Source organism: Scrofimicrobium canadense (assembly GCF_009696615.1).
GTDB lineage: Bacteria > Actinomycetota > Actinomycetes > Actinomycetales > Actinomycetaceae > Scrofimicrobium > Scrofimicrobium canadense.
Genome location: NZ_VULO01000015.1, coordinates 18268 through 36674, shown reverse-complemented (window position 1 = coordinate 36674; position 18407 = coordinate 18268). Strand labels below are relative to the sequence as shown.

Sequence of the window (18407 nt, the reverse complement as noted above, 5' to 3'; positions counted from 1 at the left end):
CTCCGCTGACGTCACGTCGAACGACTGCCCTCTCCGAGGGTCAAGACATTGTCGAGGCGTCAGCTCTGACGCAGGTTCCTCACCACATCGGCAATCGAGTCTTCAAATTCTCCGATAGAATCCATGACGTCAGAGAAGAAGTCGAGCACGTACAGCATGTTCACATTCTCAGGCCGTACAGTAGCGCGAACCACCAGCGCCATGTCGCCGTCTTCGGGCTGGACCACCAAGCGCTGACCGATGACGTCTCCGACAGCTATTCGCTCCGACCACACGCGACTGCTGAGGACTTTGGCGCCTGGATACTCCGGCTCTCCTTGAACGGCCGCCAGCAATTCGTCTGCAGAGGGCAATGGCTCCTCCTCACCGGGATAGATCGATACCGACATCCTTCCGCCCCACGTGTCTGGAGCGGAAGCCGATGTCCAGATTGCTCCGAGAGCACAATTGGGGTCCTGAAGGCTCTCACACATGTCAGTTTCGACTAGGTCCTCAAGGACAACATTCTCCATCTGCGGCAAGACGCCGTCTCTGCTCCACACATGCCATTCATCCGACGTGACAAGCTCAAGCTCAGCCATCTTTCCTTCTCTCCGTTCGCTTTCCCTGCATCTCTGCGCTGTATTACCAGAGGTCGTCTGAGCCGCCAGTTGCTCAATGAGCTCCGACGACTCCGAGACGAGATCGCGCTTCTTCAGTGACGGCGCATATTTTCCTGGGCATAGTGCAAGCTCCAGTCCTCCGCGCGGCCCCACCAGTGCAAACCCGGGGCGCGGTTCACGGTAGACCGTGCATTCTTTGGGCTTCCACGTCATCGAAGACTCCAACGGGATGGTGGCGTGAGCAGCATTCTTGCGCACCGACGTCCATAACTCAACCGCACTGCCCCGGCAAACAACGACGACGGGACTGCCACCTTCTTGCGCCATCTCCAGGTTCCAGCCTCTACGCTTCGAAATCCGCGCCAACTCGACTGTGCTACAGGTGAGAAAACTCTGCTCATGAGGAAACTTGCGTCTCAGCGCCCGCAAAAGCCTTCCCCACCGTGTCAGATACCACCAGAACACAAAAATCACGATGATGACAGCAAGCCCTAAGCCGGTCACGATCTCTACCCTGGAGTAGTCCCTTGTCGTAAACCGAATGACGCCCATCGTTGCTCCAAGGAGCACTACGGGCATCAACCAGAAAGGAAAATCTGCGGAAGGTCTATTCACCACTGTCACCCCTTGTGTGCCGCTACAACGCTAGTGGCCTTCACGATAGCATCGAATACCTTGACAAGAACGGGCATCAGAGGGAGATTCGGCGAGATGAAAGTGAACTGAAAGAGGCCAGCTGTTTCAACCTCCACGCGATAGACAACAACCATTTGAGTAACGATTATGGGTGCTGTTGTTTGCTCTTTCAGATCCAGCACAGAGCTAGCATCTGTGTTTTCGACAGTAACGTGGCGGAATCCACGCACGCACTTACCGATAATCCTGTCCCACCCATCAAAACCATCAAAGACATCCTTGAGAGACACGTCCTTGGCTGCGGATGCACTCACCGGCACCTGAGTGATGGGGACCTCTGCTGCAACCGATCCGCTCGCGTCAGATATGTCCAGTGTCGCCCACAACTTGCCTCCTACGGCCCCGCCTCGCCGACATTCATCTAACACTCGGTGCTGCATATCGCGTCTGATTTGGCGTGGGACGTCACGATCTCTTAGCCGCTCATTCATGTACTCAGCAACGCGTGATTTTAGTGACCGTGAATCCGTAAGATCGATAGCGCGCCAGGCTGACGGGAGGAGAAATCGAACCTCGCCTTCAAACGAGTTGTGAGATTCCATTGTCACTCTGAATCGTAGTAGCTCCTCACATCATTGGCGCTCACAGATGAAGAGTCACCGGCAAAAAGGTTCATGAACTTCTCGCCATAGTGTTGCGCGCTTCCTATTCCAGCAGCGCCCACGTATAAAGCAGCATCACGGGAAGCTCGCATAACCGTAGGTGTCCGTATCCCATAACTCCTAACTTTCGCCAACGCACTCACCTGCCTGCCGACATCAGCTTCTCGCGTTACCAGCTGCGCCATCCGCCCAACCCAATTCCCGTTCCTAAAGGTGGTCATGTGAAACTTGACGAATCGCTGGGCATTCACACCTGTCGTGGTAAAGAATGCCTTGATACCCGTGATGTTCTGAGTGCCGCGGTACCTTGGGGCAACAGTCAACGACGATTTCACTTGAAGCGCCCTGGGCTTAGTGGAGGCTCCAGAGTTATGGAACGAGAATGGGACCATGCCCCAACACAAGAACAAGGGACGCCGCTACTCCGCTGAAGAGAAAGCGGCAGCCGTCCGAATGGTGCGCACCCTCCGCGCCGAGCTCGGGAGGAGCCAAGGCACGACCACGCGCGTGGCCGATCAACTCGGCTACGGAGTCGAGTCGGTGCGCGCCTGGGTCCGCCAGGCCGACATTGATGGCGGCGTGAAAGCCGGAGTCACCACTGACGAGCAGGCACGGATGCGCGAGCTTGAACAAGAGAACCGTGAACTCAAGCGCGCGAATGAAATTTTGAAGCGGGCCGCGTCTTTCTTCGGGGCGGAGCTCGACCGCCAACACCGGAACTAGTTCGATTCATTAACCAAAACAAAGACGACATCGTCGCCGGCCGACGACTCGGGGTCGAGCGCATCTGCAGCGTACTGTAGGTGGCCCCGTCGACGTACTACGCGGCGAACGGCAGGCCAGCATCAGCTCGGCAAATCAGAGATGCGGAGCTCGCGCCCAGACTACTCGAACTCTGGGATTCGAACTACTCCGTCTACGGGGTGCGCAAGCTCTGGAAAGCAGCACAGCGTGAGGGCATCAATATTGGCCGCGACCAGGTCGGCCGGCTGATGAAAGTGCTCGAGATCGAGGGCGTGCGGCGTGAGAAACGAGTGAAGACCACGAAGCCTGACCCGGGAATGCCCAGACATCCTGATCTCGTGAACCGCGTGTTCAAGGCGGATGGACCGAACCAGCTATGGGTGACCGATTTGACGTTCGTACCGACCTGGCAGGGCGTCGCCTACGTGTGCTTCATCATCGACGCATACAGCCGCGCGATCGTGGGCTGGCGATGCGCGCCGAACATGAAGACCGAGACCGTGCTCGACGCGGTCGAGATGGCACGCTGGTCGCGTGGGAAGCACCTCCCGGAGCTGCGATGCCATAGCGATGCGGGCCGCCAGTTTACTTCCATTCGCTATGGAGAACGTCTCGCGGAGATCGGGGCGACCCCCTCGATCGGAACTGTCGGGGACAGTTATGACAATGCCCTCGCTGAGACCGTGAACGGGTATTACAAGGCTGAGCTGGTGCGCGGGCCCGCGAAATCGGGGCCGTGGAAAACGATCGATGATCTCGAGCTCGCGACGTTGGGCTGGGTGCACTGGCACAACATGAAACGGTTGCACGGGTATCTCGGGGATGTGCCTCCGCTCGAGTATGAAGAAAAGTTCTATGCTGGGGTTACCAGCGCCAAAGAACTGGTTGAAATCAAATGAGCTGAGTCTCCACTAAACCCAGGGCGCTTCAAACGCGGCAATGGAGTCTCTCTTCGCTCTCCTGCAAAAGAACGTGCTCGATAGACAATCCTGGAACTCAAGGCGACAACTCAGACTAGCGATTGTTTCCTGGATTGAGGGGAAATATCACCGTAAACGTCGACAACGTCGGTTAGGGAAGATGACACCAATCGAATTTGAGCTGATAATGAGAAAAGCTGACCAACAGGCAGCATAAGACACAGACTCAACTAAACCTTCAGTAGTCCCACTAGCCTGGAAAAACCTCTCGGACACTCTCCACCGAGGTGAGGGGCGCGTGACCGCAGAAGAGTCCATTTTCACCACCAACAAGCATGCGGCGCTCTCAGCGTTTCTGACCCTGTTCTACGACCAGGACCTCTCAACTATCGCAGAGTATGAGGATCCGGCCGAGCAGGGCTTGCGCAAACGGATCCTCGTCCCGCGCATTAATGATCAGATCACGTTCTACGAGAAGCGCATCGGTGAGCTGGCCGACGAACTGGACGATGAGCCAGCACACGGCGTTGACGAGCACCTACGCGCCCTTAGCAAAGAACTCGAAACCCTCTCGACCAAGCAAAATGATGCAAGAACGCGCCTGGCAGAGCTGACTGTAAAGATCAGCGACAGCGAAAAAGACCTCGCAGCAGACCAGCTCACGGCTGCCAGGTACGACGACCTCGCAACCGTGTACGTTGGCAACATCAAACGCCTCACCTTCGCCGCCGGAGTGCAAGAGGTCGTTGACGAAATGCCCACCCCGCCGGACTGCCCGCTTTGCGGAAGCGAACTAGAAGACCACGACCATGACGACCTGCGGGAAGCCGCCCAGGCCGAAGCCGACGCGATCATCTCTGATTTGCAAGCCCTCACCGAAGTCCAAAGCACCCTCGCGGACAAAATCAACAGCCAAGAACAAACGCTGGTTGGACTGCGCAGGCAGCAGGAACAAATAGAGACGCAGCTTTCTCAACAGCTGATGCCGGAGATAACGAAAAGCCAAGTCACGATTGCAGCCTTGCGTGCCTATCAAGAGAAGGCCGCCGAGAAGGACATGCTCGAGCAGTACCGGGCGGCACTGGGTGACGAGCTTGAAGATGTGCTCGACCCCGTGGAACCCAAGGTAGCTTTCCACCCCGCTGACCAGTTTCCAGTCAGCTTCTACACCGACATGACCGCCTACGTGCGTCATGTCCTCACTGAAGCTCAATACGCTGACGCTGAGCGCGCCTACTTCGACAAGGAGACCTTCGACATTCGCGTGGGCCGCAAAGCCAAACGCTCACACGGGAAGAGCTACCGGGCGTTCTTCAACACCGTCACGCTCCTCGCGTTGCGTCGTTACATCCACGAGCACGCCGCCCATAAGCCCACCATTGTTGTCATAGACACGCCAACGCTCGGTCTGGAACACCAGAAGAGCGGCCACAACCTGGTAACTAGCCGCGATGGGAAGGGCAGGCCAGTCACCGGCCTGCTGCGCAACCTTTTTGACTACATGATCGACACTGGCAACCAGGGCCAGCTGATCATTCTCAACAACACTGACGCCACCCCTACCAGCACCTTCGACGTTGAGTGCACCATGGAGTTGGTCTTCGGCGAGGAAGAGGACGCAGACCGCCCCGGCTTCCTCGGTGAAATCCGCGAAGAAGGCGAGAGCGTGCCGGAAACCGAACCAGACGGGAACGAAGAGGACGGCGCATTGTTCCCCGCCGACGCGTTAGAGAACCCTGAGTGACACCAAAAAGAACGTCCTCGTTCGCAGGCCTCAGGAAACATGCGCCTCGCTGAACAGCGCAACAGACGTTCCAACTAAACCGATAGTAAAATGACTAGTTAAGGCCCGGTACCATCCGCGCCCCTCCAATGCCGCGCGATAGGAGCCCAATGTCCCGACTCACTGAAGAGGACGTCAAGCTCAGGTTCATCACTCCTGCAATCACAGAGACGGCTGGTTGGCGTAAAGAGCAGCTTCGCATGGAGCTTGTCATCGCTCCTGGCCAGGTCATTGTTCAAGGAACCAAGACCAAACGAGGCGAGATCAGCAAAGCGGACTACGTACTGCTCGGCTCGAAGTCGCGTAAGCCGCTCGCGGTTGTTGAGGCCAAAGACATGGAACACACAGTCCGGGCAGGCCTTCAACAAGCGCTCGGGTACGCGGCGAAGCTTGACGCTCCGTTCGCGTACTCGTCAAATGGCAAGGGTTTCATCGAGCACGACTTCTTCACCGGTGTTGAGCGAGAGATCGGCTTGGATGAGTTCCCAACCGAAGAAGAGCTGTGGCAGCGCTACCTGGTTGGCAAGGGACTCGACGCTCAGGGTGCGGCACTGATCGCTGAGCCATACCATGTTGACCCGTTCAAACCGCAAGAAGCCCGCTACTACCAACAGATAGCCGTCGACCGCACGCTGGAAGCCATCGCACACGGCGACCGCCGTCTACTCCTGGTCATGGCCACCGGAACTGGTAAGACGTTCACGGCATTCCAGATCATCTGGCGGCTCCTCAAAGCTGGCACAGTGAAGCGGGTACTGTACTTGGCCGACCGTAACGTGTTGATTGATCAGACCATCACAGGTGACTTCGAGCCGCTCTCAGGCCGCATCACCAAGGTCAAAGGCAAGCACCTTGATTCCTCCTACGAGGTCTACATGAGCCTGTACCAGCAGCTCGCCGGTGAGGAAGGCGAGGAGCCATTCCGGCAGTTCAAACCCGAGTTCTTTGACCTGGTCATCATTGACGAGTGTCACCGTGGATCAGCACGCGAGGAATCACTGTGGAGGCGGGTGCTCGATTACTTCTCGAGCGCTATCCATATCGGCATGACGGCAACGCCGAAAGAAACCAAGGAAGTATCGAACATCGACTACTTCGGCGAACCCGTCTACACCTACAGCTTGAAACAAGGCATTGAGGATGGCTTCCTCGCCCCGTACAAAGTGATCCGTGTTGGCTTGGACGTCGACCTGGAGAACTGGCGACCCTTCGAGGGACAGGTCGACGTCGACGGCAACGAGGTCGAGGATCGTGAGTACAACGTCAAGGACTACGACCGTAACCTCATAATTGACGAGCGCACCCAGATGGTCGCCAAGTACGTGACGTCCTGGCTGGAGAAGTACGGCACAGATTCGAAGACCATCGTGTTCTGCGTCGACATTGAGCATGCCGAACGAATGCGCCAAGCCCTCGCGAACGAGAACCTTGAACGGGTCATCGAGGACTACCGGTACGTCATGAAGATCACCGGAGATGACAAAGAAGGCAAAGATCAGCTCGACAACTTCGCTGATGTCAACGAGCAGTACCCAACCGTGGTGACCACATCGAAACTGCTCACCACTGGGGTTAACGTCAAGACGGTCAAGCTTATCGTTTTGGAGTCCAACATTGGCTCAATGACGGAGTTCAAACAGATCGTCGGGCGCGGCACCAGGCTTGATCCTGAACACGGCAAAGAGTTCTTCACGATCATGGACTTCCGTGGCTCCACCCGACACTTCGCCGATCCCGACTTCGATGGAGACCCTGCTGGCACCGTAAACATGCCTTTGCCCGAGCCTGGAGATGACGGCGAGATCCCCGAACCCGAATGGCCAGAAGACGACGAAACCGTGGAAGACCCCGGGTCTGAAGATGACATCGAGGACTTCGGCCCAGATGATGTGATCATCTGCGATCCACCTTGGATCGACGACCCAGACCCTGAAAAGCAAGGCAAGGTGCGAGTTCGCGGTGTTGAAGTCAAACTGCTCAACGAGCGCGTCCAGTACGTCGATCCCGTCACCGGTAAACTCGTGACCGAATCGATCCGCGACTTCTCGAAACGGTCATTGCTGAACACGTACTCCAGCCTCGACTCGTTTCTTACCGCTTGGTCGCAGGCCGAGCGGAAAGACGAACTTATCGGCCAGCTCAGCAGCCGTGGCGTCTTCCTTGAGGCGATACGCGAAGAAGCTGACGGTAGGTTCTTCGACGTTGACGATTTCGACCTGATCCTCCACGTTGCCTTCGACAAGCCTCCACTGACCAAACAAGAGCGTATCGATCACGTCAAGAAGCGCGGTTACCTCCACAAATACTCCGACACGTGCCGCGAAGTGTTGGAAGCGCTCTTGGATAAGTACGCAGATATCGGTATATCTGAAATCGAAACAACCAGAATCCTCAGCGTTGACCCGTTCACCCAGTACGGATCGCCGCAGAAGATTGCCCGCCTTTTCGGAGGACGCGACGCCTACCTTCAGGCCATTCGTGAACTCGAAGATGCCCTCTACGAAGCTGCATAAGGAGCACAAGTAGCCAATGAGCTTGAACTCGTTTATCTCAACCTCTCGCAAGATCATGCGCGGAGACGCCGGGGTCGACGGCGACGCCCAACGCATCGCCCAACTCACCTGGCTGTTATTCCTCAAGGTCTACGACGCGAAAGAAGCCGACTGGGAGTTCCACAACCCCGCCTACGAGTCGATCATCCCCGAACAGCTACGCTGGCGATCCTGGGCACCCGACCGGAAAGACGGACGCTCCAAGACCGGTGAAGAACTCCTGACATTCCTCAACACTGAACTCTTCCCAGCCCTCAAATCACTGCCAATCACCGCATCGACACCGCTCAGCCAATCAGTGGTTCGGGCAGTGTTCGAGGACTCGAATCAGTACATGAAGGACGGGATCCTGATCCGACAACTCGTCAACCTGATCGACGAGATCGACTTCGAGGACTATGCAGACCGGCACGCCTTCGGCGAGATCTACGAAACCCTGCTGAAAGAACTCCAAAGCGCGGGCAGCTCCGGTGAGTACTACACACCGCGCGCGGTCACCGACTTCATGATCGAAATGATCAACCCCAAACTTGGTGAAACCGTCGCGGACTTCGCCGCCGGAACAGCCGGGTTCCTCACCTCAACACTCAAACACCTCGACGAACAAGTCGAGTCTGTTGAAGACCGAGAGGCATACCGTTCCAGCGTCTACGGCATCGAGAAGAAACCAATGCCGTACCTGCTCGGCGTGACCAACCTGCTGTTACACGATGTCGACCAGCCGCAGTTCATCCACGGCAACTCGCTCGAACGCAACGTACGCGACTTCAAAGACAGCGAGAAATTCGACGTCGTCACCATGAACCCACCCTACGGGGGAACTGAACAAGAGTCGGTGAAGGCGAACTTCCCACAAGCCTTCCGCTCATCCGAAACTGCGGACTTGTTCATCGCGCTCATCACCTACAGACTCAAACGAAACGGACGAGCCGGGGTCGTACTACCGGACGGGTTCCTCTTCGGTAACGACGGAGCAAAACTCGCACTGAAAGAACGGCTCGTCAAGGAATTCAACCTCCATACCATCATCCGTCTGCCGGGCTCTGTGTTCTCGCCCTACACCTCAATTGCCACCAACCTGCTGTTCTTCGACAACATCGGCGCAACGAAAGAGACCTGGTACTACCGAGTAGATCTCCCCGAAGGTTACAAGGCTTTCTCAAAGACCAGGCCGATGCTGAGAGAACACCTGGATGACGCCGCCGAGTGGTGGGCGGATCGCCGCGAGATCGAAGACGCCGACGGCAACCCCAAAGCCCAACGTTTCACCGCCGAGCATCTCATCGAGGGCGGCTACAACCTTGACCTGTGCGGCTTCCCACAAGCAACCACAGTCGTACTCAGCCCAGAAGAGACCATCGCTGAGTACAAGGCGAAACGCGCCGAACTTGACGCGCAAATCGACGCCAAGATCGCCCAAATCGAAGCACTCCTGGCGGTGACAGAATGATCGCCGACCGCCTCCGCGCCGCCATCCTCCAAGCCGCCATCAGCGGCAAACTCACCGACCAACGCCCAGAAGACGGAACCGCCACAGAACTCCTCGAACAAATCGCTGCAGAACGAGACGCGCTGGTCAAAGCGAAGAAACGCAAGAAGCAGAAGCCCCTTCCGCCCATCACGGATGAAGATCGGCCATTCCCGATACCTTCCAATTGGGAGTGGGCACGGTTTGGAGACTTGGTGATCGATCATATTGGCGGAGGGACCCCATCCAAGAACGTGCCTGCGTACTGGAATGGCAACATCCCGTGGGCGAGTGTGAAGGATTTGAAAGGTCGTTACCTTGTAAAGACCACGGATCGCATCTCCATTGAAGGAGTGGATCACTCATCCACGAACGTTGTTCCCGAGGGAAGTCTTATTGTTTGCATGAGAATGGCAGTAGGCAAGGCAGTGATGACTCTGATTGAGACTGCAATCAATCAGGATTTGCGTGCTTTTGAACTGTATCGCTTGATTGATAACGAGTTCTTTCTGTACTGGTACGAGAGTCAAGAAATCACTGGCTCTGGAGTCACTGTCAAGGGGATCACCGTTGATTTCCTGTTGAAACACCCATTTGCGCTCCCGCCGCTGGCAGAGCAGGAGCGGATTGTCGCGAAACTTGATGAGGTTCTGCCGCTCATCGATCAGCTTGCTGAACTCGAGAGAGAGAGAGAGCATTTAGACCGCGAGTTCGCGAAGGCAATCGAACGCGCGATCCTCCAAGCCGCCATCAGCGGCAAACTCACCAAACAACACCCCGAAGACGGCACCGCAGACGAACTCCTCGAAACCATCAGGTCCGAACGCCAACAACTCGAGAAGGAGGGCAAAATCAAGAAGCAGAAACCACTGCCACCAGTGGACAAAACAGACGAACCCTTTGCCCTGCCAGGTAGTTGGGCTTGGTCGCGCCTAGGCCACGTGTTCAACATGCAGGCGGGCAAGAACGTCGCCGTTGGAGACATTTCTGAAGTTGGAGAGTATCCGTGTTACGGAGGTAACGGGCTCAGGGGTTATGTGGCCGACTACAACAGAGACGGAACTTACCCGCTCATCGGTCGTCAAGGCGCTCTTTGCGGAAATATCAATGTGGCTTCGGGGCGCTTCTTTGCGACGGAGCATGCGGTGGTAGTCGAGACATTCGGGAGAACATCTCCCACTTGGGCAGCTCTTGCATTAGAGCAACTGAACTTGAATCAGTACGCCACCGCAACAGCACAACCTGGACTCTCAGTCGAGAAGCTGAAAGTAGTACCCGTTCCTCTTCCACCTGTGGGCGAGCAGGAACGCATTGCTGCCAAGCTCAACCGAGCACTACCCCTGGCGCGAGAGATTGGGGGGCTGGTGTCGTGATTCCACAAGATAGTTGGCGGGGTGCGCGATGGCACTGATCTACCCACAGGGATACACCTACATAGACCACATCGCAAGTCACGACTTCGTCAGCGTGGTCAAAGCGCTATCGCCCACCGGTGAGGAAGTGGCTCTCAAAGTCGCTGATAACCAAGGCAGTGTTCACCGACGCTTCGAGCGCGAGATTAAAGCGATGCTTGATGTGGCAGGGCAGAGCACCATGCCGATCCTTGATCACGATGACACCTATACCTGGTACACGATGCCTCTCGCCTCAAAGACGCTAAACTCCGAGCGAGTACCAGTAAGTCGTCCTGAGGACGCACTTACGATCCTTCAGACCGTTGCGGATTCACTTCGCCCGCTCCATGCCCAGGTGCAAGTTCATCGCGATCTCAAGCCGGAGAACATTTTGTTCTTGTCGACTGAAGCCCCTGGTCGGTGGGTTGTCGCAGACTTCGGGATCGTCCGAAACGCGCCGGGCTTGACGACAGCCCCATTGACGGTTCGTGGATCCTTGACAGGTACCCGAGCCTGGGCTGCACCGGAGCAGTTCATCGACGCTCATGATACTTCCCCTGCGACTGACGTTTATTCAGCGGGTCTACTAATGGGCTGGATGTTGACAGGTAAAGCCCCTGTTCCCGGAGTCCCTTACTCAGCGCTTGGCTCTCTCACATCGACGATCTTGCGAGCTACAGAACAAGACCAGCACCGTCGCTTCGTTTCAATGGATGATTTCTTGGTTCACTTCAAGAAGCACATGCATCCCACGAAAGCCAAACTTGACTCGTTGTTCGACGAGGCGCAGTACACTGAAATTCATGGTTATCTGTTGGAACGACCTGATCAACTGCCGCCGCTTGTTAGGCGAATGATTACACTTGACGAGGAACAGCTGCTGGTGTGGTCTGATGACGATCTGTCTGGCCTTGTGAGCACATGCATTCAGATTTCTGAGGATCTCGGTGAGCATTTCAATTCAATAGGTCGTGACAACGTTGACCGGTATCTTGTTTGGCTGCTCTCGGTTTGTGACGCGCTGAACAATGACCAGAATCTTGATGAACTGGGCACGGTTCTGGCCGCCCAGATGCGTGCTACTGAGCGTCTGGATCAGTGGACGCCTCGGCGAGCCACGGTGGGGTGGATTGACCGCCAATCCCAGGAAGTTGAAACTATCGCACGCGAAGCGTTGCATACCACGGACACCTGGAGTTACTTTGCCGAGGAAGCACGACAAAGATGGTCATCAAAACGTCGCACAGAACTCGTGCGGGATCTTGCTGACTCCTAGACCCGTTACCTTGTTGATGGGTCCTTTCGTCGGGGATGATGGGGCTTGTCGGTCAGTCGCTCTGGCATGGTGTCTTGCCCCTGTCTACCCAATGATCCGGGGGTGTTGCCACCAGAGACGATTGGCAGTGGGTGATCGCTGATGAGGGGCTCGGCACTGATTCCAGATGCCTGTCGTAACGTGGATGTGAGACGTACTGTCTAGACCTGACCGACTACATTGAAAAGTGGCAGTTGAGAGGAGCGAAGATGGTCACTCAAGAAACACCGCACGTCTTTTTAGGTCTGGATGTCGGCAAAACCGAGCACTGGGCCTGCGCAGTCACCGCGGAGCAAAAGGTAGTGTGGAACAAGGCACTACCAAACGACGAAGCGAAACTCGTCGACATATACACCCGACTGCAGGAGCACGGATCTCTGCTAGTGGTTGTGGACCAGCCCGCAACAATCGGCGCGCTAGCAGTCGCGGTGGCCCAGCACATGGGAATCCCCGTGGCTTACCTGCCGGGACTCACGATGCGACGTATCGCCAACCTGTATTCGGGGGATGCGAAAACCGATGAGAAAGACGCGTTCATCATCGCTGACGCCGCCAGGAGCCTGCCACACACGCTACGTGAACTCACTCCAGCCGACGTTGATGAAGCTACCTTGGGGATGCTCACCGGCTTCGATCTTGATCTATCCCGTCAGGTAAACCAGGTATCGAACCGGATACGCGGCTTGTTCACGCAGATCCACCCCGCCCTGGAGAAAGTGCTAGGACTGCGTCTGGAACACGACGCCATTTTGGAAGTGCTGATTACTTGGCCAACCCCAGACAAGCTCCACAAAGCGGGAAGAGCAAGGATCGATGCAAAACTCAAGAAGCACGGAGCACGCAGGCACTCGGCATGGACCGAAGAAATCCTGAACACCCTGGCCAAGCAGACCGTGACAGTCACCGGGACTGATGCTGCGGGTATCGTCATTCCGCACCTGGCTCGCCAGCTCATTCATCTCCACGCACAACGCGCTGATGTTACCAGGGAGGTTGAAGAAATCGTGGTGGGCCACCCTCTTTACCTGGTCCTGACCTCGATGCCTGGAGTAGGGCTCAGGACCTGCGCAGTGATCATCGCTGAACTCTCTGGGAAAACCTTCACCAGTGCCGCAGCGCTGGCCTCCTACGCCGGGCTAGCACCGACTACTAGGCAATCCGGTACCTCGATCAAATCTGAACGCGTCAGTCACAGTGGCAACAAAAGACTCAAACGGGCATTGTTCCTGTCAGCCTTCGCGGTAATCCGCACCGACCCCGTCAGTCGCGCCTACTACGACCGCAAACGCACCCAAGGAAAACGCCACAACCAAGCCATCATCGCCCTAGCCCACCGCAGACTCGGCGTCCTCTACGCTATGCTCCGCGACGGCACCCTCTACGAACCACCCGAAATAGTCCTAGCCGCTTGACAAACAACATAGGGGCACCCCCCAGGCCGAATGGCCAGGAACTGCTGCGCGGGAGACTCAAGAACCGAGCGACGGCGAAAACCGGTTAGCGGCTAGCACACGATTTAGCGCGCGCCTATACACTCCTTTCGTTATGGTGCAGTAACCGGGTGAGGCGACTTCAGGGCACTCCGCCGCGCGGCTCATCTGAACGAACCAGGGTTCTCGCGAGCCAGGCAACTTTGTCGTGTTCCCGTTGATTTCAAGCGGTTCGTCAACGTTCTGATTGTGAATCACCGGTTTCGCGGCTCCACGCTCTTGTATCCAATCCGCGCGCTTGTGCGATCCGTTCCTGGGCTGCGCCCACTCCTTGTCGAACAGCATCCAGGTCGACTACGCCGTCGCGCGCTCTGCGCCAAACCTGGTATCCGATCAACTGGATCAGGAACGGATAACCTTCCGTCGCCTTGACGGCGATAGACATCGCGTCCGGATCGACCCTTTTGCCAGAATCTGTCATCGGTCGGGACAGCGCGTGACACGCCGCGTCTTCTTGCAGCTCCGTGAGATCATGGCGTTCCGCACGGCGCATGAATGTCGTCACGTCCTCGTTCAGCAAACCGTCCACAGCACTGGGCACCCCAGCCATAACCAACGCGAACTCACAACTTTCCCTTACTAGGTGCTGTGCGACTGCGGCGAACTGCACCATTTCCTCACGATCATCCTGGGGGATCTCATCACTCGTGATCAGCAAACCTGTGCCTCGCTCGCGACACTGGTCCGATAATCCCGTTAAGGCCTCCCTCAGCTGCAGAGCAGCCGGTTTTGGGGATTCCCGCAGTTGGATTCCGCCCCCTACAACAGGAAGCGTGATGCCGCTAATCACCAAAGGCGACGTGTGATCGAGAAGGTTCGAGGCCGCCTTCGCCAAGCGGCTAGTGAACCCGGGTGTAGCGGTCTCATGGATAACCAACCACTGCATGCGTTCAGCAACGCTATCCCCAACAGCGTTGAGCATCACCGTTTTCCCGATTCCTCGCGGACCGGAATAGAGTGTGAGGCGGCCGGGTGCGCCAGGTCCATCTTCGATTGACTCTAGGAACTCATCAATGAGGTTAGAACGACCTTCGAGCGCCGGCGGATGCACCTGCCGTGGGCTTGAATGGATTACGTATGCCCATTGCCATTCCTCTCACCAGATCCTTCCAGGACGCTCCTGTGGGCGGACCACACTCAAGCTCCTCCTTTACAGAGCTTTACAGTTTTTACGGTCTTTTACAATCTTTACAGTCCTTTACAGTTCGAAATCCGCCAGTTACGGCCACGCGCTTCTTCAGGACTCCTAACCGTCACCAACCAGAGTCTTGAGTCGATCAATCACAAAAGCTGCCCAGAGAACACTGACCGGGCGAGGAGCGCGGCGGGTGCTGCGGAGGGCGCCGGCCAGGGTTTCCAAACCGACATCATCAGCATCCCGAATACACTGATCGAGCGAATCACGCTGCCTTGAGGTCAACTCCTTTTGTCCCGTCACGTAGAGGACTGTCACCAGATCTGCACAATGGGAAAGCAACCGAACAAGAGGATCTGGGGCCGCCGGCCGCGTGAATGCGGAATGCTTCTGTCCCCGGGAAAGGGGCTTAGGCACAGGCAAAGACGTCCCATAATCGGGTTCGAAGAACGATAGAGGAACGAGCTGGACACCTTCCCTAGTTTTCACTAGCACTGTCTCAGGCAAGTTGCCCACCGCAATAATCGCGAAGACCTTCGAATAGGAAGCCACTCCAGCGAGGACGGCCGAGCCGCGTGCGTCTGCTGGAACCACCAGACGATGCTGACATCGATCACGGTCGGTGACCGGCAAAACCAACTGTTGCCTAACTTCGTCCAGTTCGACCGCACCAAGGCTAGAGCGGTGCCGAGGCCGAATCACTCTGAGCGGCTCCGCACTGAAACCCCACGCGGTGCGAGCAAAACCATCCGATAGCTGGTTCACCCAAACGGCGATCATTGCCCAGTCCAGATCACCAAAAGGCGAGACCGAGACACGTGTTCTACTGGTCGCAGACAGTGTTCCGTCAGGACGCCTCTCCGCGCCGTGGAGCGTAACGATGCCGGAGGTGAGTGTGCGGGCCGACTCATTCCACAAGAGGGAGACCCCGACATCGCCGCAAAAGCCCGGATCTGCCCCGGGGGCTCGGCCCGTGGTGACAGACTCAATCCTGTAATGGTCCAGATCGAGGGCATGCCACGTGAACACTCGGGCACCTCCAGTGGTCACTTTCCAGGAGGCCACCAACGGCAGAAGCCTTCCGACTTCCGCTTGTTCGGAGACCCGGGGGACACTCCCACTGAGTGAGGCTGGAAGCGGTTCCTCACTTCCCTCGATGCTCCGCGCCAACACCCATGCTTCGGCCAACGCTAAAACGCAGCGGACCTCGTCGGCATCATCAGTGTGCTCGAAGAAATGCGCCATCTCGTCAACTGCCGAATCCGCCAGACGGGCAAGCAACGGCAGGCCACCCAGGCGGGCACGCTCACTTGCACGGCGAAGCCGCACCCCGGCAGCACCTCGAACCCTGCCAAGTCCCCAACAGGCCTCGATCGCGCTGCGAACGTCCGTTGCTGCTTCCCTCCAGTTTGCAACATGACCGGGCTTGGTCGTGACTGAGTGTACGGTCGCTTGAACATCAGGCCGCTCTTCGTGAGCGCGGGCCGCCCTCTGGGTCGGGTCCGCCCTGTGAGCCGCACCCGCCTCGCGTGCGTGGTTCGCCCTCTGTGCGTGGTCCTCCCTCTGTGCTGGGTCCGCGTCGTAGACAGGCTCTACCTTGTCTCGAGCCCAGATGCACACAGCGACAAGATGCACACACACCCCTGCGACAGGGCACGAACACCGCGCGTCCTTCAGCCCTTCTCCCGACGAGACCGTCACCCGGGCATCGCCGACCGCGAGCTGCACGGAGTTCGTCTCCCCTGCCAGCTCCGTGACGGTACCGATGATCTTCCCTGCGCGGCGCACCATCCCTCTGTTCGTCTTGGCCACCAAGGCCTCGTCATCTAGACCTGCGAGTCTTCCCAAAAGAGGTGTCACTGGGTCACCTCAGCGAGCCAGTTCGCGAAATGGTCAGGCGTCATCGCCGCGATCTCCATACCGACATTCGCTAGTCGGGCCGCCACTTGCCGGTTATACCTCGGACTGGCGTCGCCTGCCAGGGATGCTAGTCCGAGGAGGCGCACACCCGCCTCGGCGAGCCGTTTCGTTGCTGCCACAAGAGCCGAGACTGAGCCGCCCTCATCGAAGTCAGTTATGAGGACCACCACGCTGCGACTTGGTTGGTCGATTTGCCGTTCCGCGTAAGTCAGGGCTTTCGCTATATCTGTACCGCCCCCCAACTGAGACGTCATAAGGACTTCAATCGGATCCTCAGCGAGGTAACTCATGTCGACCACCGACGTGTCGAATAACAACAGTCTCACAGTGATTCCAGGCAAACCGGCGATAATCGCCGCTGAGATTGCACTGTGGAGCACCGAATCCGCCATCGACAGGGATTGATCAACGAGCAAGGTCACCTGCCAGTTCAGATTCCGACGGCGCTTCCCCGCTAAAAAACGAACGTCGCTGACCAGCATTGTGCCCGACTGGGGGTCGACGTTCTTCAGGTTCGCGGCTATGGTTCCCCGCCAATCGAGATTGCGAAGAGACGCATGGTGTGACCGTCGGCGCAGAGCAGTCGATCCTGTAAGTGCAGTCGTGAACTGGGGTCGCAACCTCTCCATGATTTCGGCAATCACTTTGGCAATCAATGCGCGAACGCCATCTGATGTCTCTGGAGCCAGAGATCCCCGCGTGCGCAGCAGGACTGCTGCCAGATCGGCGCTCGCGTGAACGGTCTCTACAGCCTGCGGATCACCCAACAGTTCATTTATCCCGTATTCGGCTATGGCATCTCGCTCCATCCGCTCCAGTGCCGATGCGGGGAAGATCTCCCGGGAACGCTTTAGCCAGTGCAGACCCATGGGGTGCGAGGGGTCGAGGGTGCCTCCTCCGTCGGGCCTCACGCGACGATGACCACGCATCTCATACTCGCGGTCGTAGAGGTAAGACAGCGCATCCTCTACTTCTTGGTCCTCGGAGGAAAGAGGGAGGTCACCCTCGGCGTATCTTCCGAGCAGCAGGCGCCAGCGACGCGTGACATTCACAGTGGCGGCACCTCAATTCCATCGCGCACAAACGACTCGACCAAAGACAGCTCCACGGCGCGGGCGCGGGTAATGTCCGCCGGATCGATCCTCATCACCACGTCGAGTTCACCCGCAGTAGTGCCAACCAACTCAGCGATCCTCGTCGCGAGGTCGTGCGTTTCCGTGGGCCGAAGCCATGTGATGGCTTTTCTCAACTCCGGTAGAACTTGGAGAAAACTGTTCTCATCGAGTTCGCCGAGCCGACTATTCAAGGTTTCGAGGAACTCAGCAGAGTGAAGAATCGCACCAGGCGAAGCTCGAAGCAGGCCCCCGACAAATCCCGAAAGCCGCCCTGCGGCAACGCCCGGATGAAGATTTGCGCGTACTTCACGCATCAATCCTGCCACGTCGAGGTCACCGTCCTCATGCGCTATCCCGACCAGGCACCCGTGGAGCTGTGAGGACGTCTCCTCGTCTCGAAGACGAGAGAGCTCGCGCATCGGTGCTTCGACCTCGATCATTTCGAACTTGGACGAGGAACCCAAGAACACGAGCAGTTCGCGCAACTTCAGGACGGTCTGACAAGCCTCATCGGCCTCATCTTCGGGCAGTCCACCCAAACTAGAAACGTGGTAGGCCACATTTGCCAATCCCGTCTCGATGATTGAGCACAATAACTCGCTATAGCCAGTCAGCGAGATGCGAGCCTCGTCTGCAACCAGCCAAGCCACGGCCTGCAAACAGGCGAGAGT

General features: G+C 57.2%; 13 protein-coding genes and 2 pseudogenes. 8 read left to right on the top strand and 7 right to left on the bottom strand.

What is annotated here, in order from left to right; genetic code table 11:
- Positions 1–59: 59 nt before the first annotated feature.
- From FYJ24_RS11295 to FYJ24_RS11285, 3 genes are read right to left on the bottom strand one after another with little or no spacing between them, the layout of a single operon-like run.
- A complete protein-coding gene (locus FYJ24_RS11295) occupies positions 60–1220 on the bottom strand; it encodes a hypothetical protein (protein ID WP_154546460.1) in 1161 nt (386 codons plus the stop codon).
- 2 nt (positions 1221–1222) lie between these two features.
- Positions 1223–1840 carry a hypothetical protein gene (locus FYJ24_RS11290; protein WP_154546458.1) on the bottom strand — a complete coding sequence of 206 codons (618 nt, stop codon included), beginning with the start codon at positions 1838–1840 and terminating at the stop codon, positions 1223–1225.
- A gap of 2 nt (positions 1841–1842) precedes the next feature.
- Positions 1843–2292 (bottom strand): hypothetical protein, encoded by a 450-nt coding sequence (locus FYJ24_RS11285; protein ID WP_154546456.1) that lies wholly within the window; start codon positions 2290–2292, stop codon positions 1843–1845.
- On the opposite strand from FYJ24_RS11285, the pseudogene FYJ24_RS11280 reads away from it, so the two are divergent.
- From FYJ24_RS11280 to FYJ24_RS11245, 8 genes and pseudogenes are all read left to right on the top strand, one after another.
- A pseudogene (locus FYJ24_RS11280) lies at positions 2291–3543 on the top strand (IS3 family transposase). The gene FYJ24_RS11285 and the pseudogene FYJ24_RS11280 overlap by 2 nt on opposite strands.
- Positions 3544–3574: 31 nt before the next feature.
- Positions 3575–3781 (top strand): annotated as a pseudogene (locus FYJ24_RS11275) (IS3 family transposase); the annotation flags it as partial.
- An 81-nt stretch (positions 3782–3862) separates the two neighbouring features.
- Positions 3863–5308, top strand: coding sequence for a coiled-coil domain-containing protein (locus FYJ24_RS11270; protein WP_154546454.1), 1446 nt, complete (start codon positions 3863–3865; stop codon positions 5306–5308).
- 149 nt (positions 5309–5457) lie between these two features.
- A complete protein-coding gene (gene hsdR / locus FYJ24_RS11265) occupies positions 5458–7860 on the top strand; it encodes an EcoAI/FtnUII family type I restriction enzme subunit R (protein WP_154546452.1) in 2403 nt (800 codons plus the stop codon).
- A gap of 16 nt (positions 7861–7876) precedes the next feature.
- On the top strand, positions 7877–9349 hold the full coding sequence (locus tag FYJ24_RS11260; RefSeq protein ID WP_154546450.1) for a class I SAM-dependent DNA methyltransferase: 1473 nt from the start codon (positions 7877–7879) through the stop codon (positions 9347–9349).
- Positions 9346–10740, top strand: a complete 1395-nt coding sequence (locus FYJ24_RS11255; RefSeq protein WP_154546448.1) for a restriction endonuclease subunit S — start codon at positions 9346–9348, stop codon at positions 10738–10740. Before FYJ24_RS11260 ends, FYJ24_RS11255 begins: the two co-directional genes overlap by 4 nt.
- A 28-nt stretch (positions 10741–10768) precedes the next feature.
- Positions 10769–12037, top strand: coding sequence for a protein kinase domain-containing protein (locus FYJ24_RS11250; protein WP_154546446.1), 1269 nt, complete (start codon positions 10769–10771; stop codon positions 12035–12037).
- A gap of 248 nt (positions 12038–12285) precedes the next feature.
- The gene (locus tag FYJ24_RS11245; protein WP_154546444.1) at positions 12286–13488 is read left to right on the top strand and encodes an IS110 family RNA-guided transposase; all 1203 of its coding nucleotides are present in this window, start codon (positions 12286–12288) and stop codon (positions 13486–13488) included.
- Between the two features lie 253 nt (positions 13489–13741).
- On the opposite strand, the gene FYJ24_RS11240 is transcribed toward FYJ24_RS11245, so the two are convergent.
- From FYJ24_RS11240 to FYJ24_RS13230, 4 genes are all read right to left on the bottom strand, one after another.
- Positions 13742–14617 (bottom strand): P-loop NTPase family protein, encoded by an 876-nt coding sequence (locus FYJ24_RS11240; RefSeq protein WP_154546442.1) that lies wholly within the window; start codon positions 14615–14617, stop codon positions 13742–13744.
- A gap of 195 nt (positions 14618–14812) precedes the next feature.
- Positions 14813–16561, bottom strand: coding sequence for a 2-(3-amino-3-carboxypropyl)histidine synthase subunit 1/2 (locus FYJ24_RS11235; RefSeq protein ID WP_154546440.1), 1749 nt, complete (start codon positions 16559–16561; stop codon positions 14813–14815).
- A complete protein-coding gene (locus FYJ24_RS13450; RefSeq protein WP_206192685.1) occupies positions 16558–17673 on the bottom strand; it encodes a VWA domain-containing protein in 1116 nt (371 codons plus the stop codon). The genes FYJ24_RS11235 and FYJ24_RS13450 overlap by 4 nt, the downstream gene beginning before the upstream one ends.
- A complete protein-coding gene (locus FYJ24_RS13230) occupies positions 17670–18386 on the bottom strand; it encodes a DUF5682 family protein (RefSeq protein ID WP_318656682.1) in 717 nt (238 codons plus the stop codon). Before FYJ24_RS13230 ends, FYJ24_RS13450 begins: the two co-directional genes overlap by 4 nt.
- Positions 18387–18407: the final 21 nt, after the last annotated feature.

Excerpts from the sequence above, each read along its gene's own strand:
- hsdR (WP_154546452.1), top strand. The coding sequence starts at position 5,458 with ATGTCCCGACTCACTGAAGAGGACGTCAAGCTCAGGTTCATCACTCCT.
- FYJ24_RS11260 (WP_154546450.1), top strand. The coding sequence starts at position 7,877 with ATGAGCTTGAACTCGTTTATCTCAACCTCTCGCAAGATCATGCGCGGA.
- FYJ24_RS11290 (WP_154546458.1), bottom strand. The coding sequence starts at position 1,840 with ATGGAATCTCACAACTCGTTTGAAGGCGAGGTTCGATTTCTCCTCCCG.
- FYJ24_RS11245 (WP_154546444.1), top strand. The coding sequence starts at position 12,286 with ATGGTCACTCAAGAAACACCGCACGTCTTTTTAGGTCTGGATGTCGGC.
- FYJ24_RS11255 (WP_154546448.1), top strand. The coding sequence starts at position 9,346 with ATGATCGCCGACCGCCTCCGCGCCGCCATCCTCCAAGCCGCCATCAGC.
- FYJ24_RS11250 (WP_154546446.1), top strand. The coding sequence starts at position 10,769 with ATGGCACTGATCTACCCACAGGGATACACCTACATAGACCACATCGCA.
- FYJ24_RS11285 (WP_154546456.1), bottom strand. The coding sequence starts at position 2,292 with ATGGTCCCATTCTCGTTCCATAACTCTGGAGCCTCCACTAAGCCCAGG.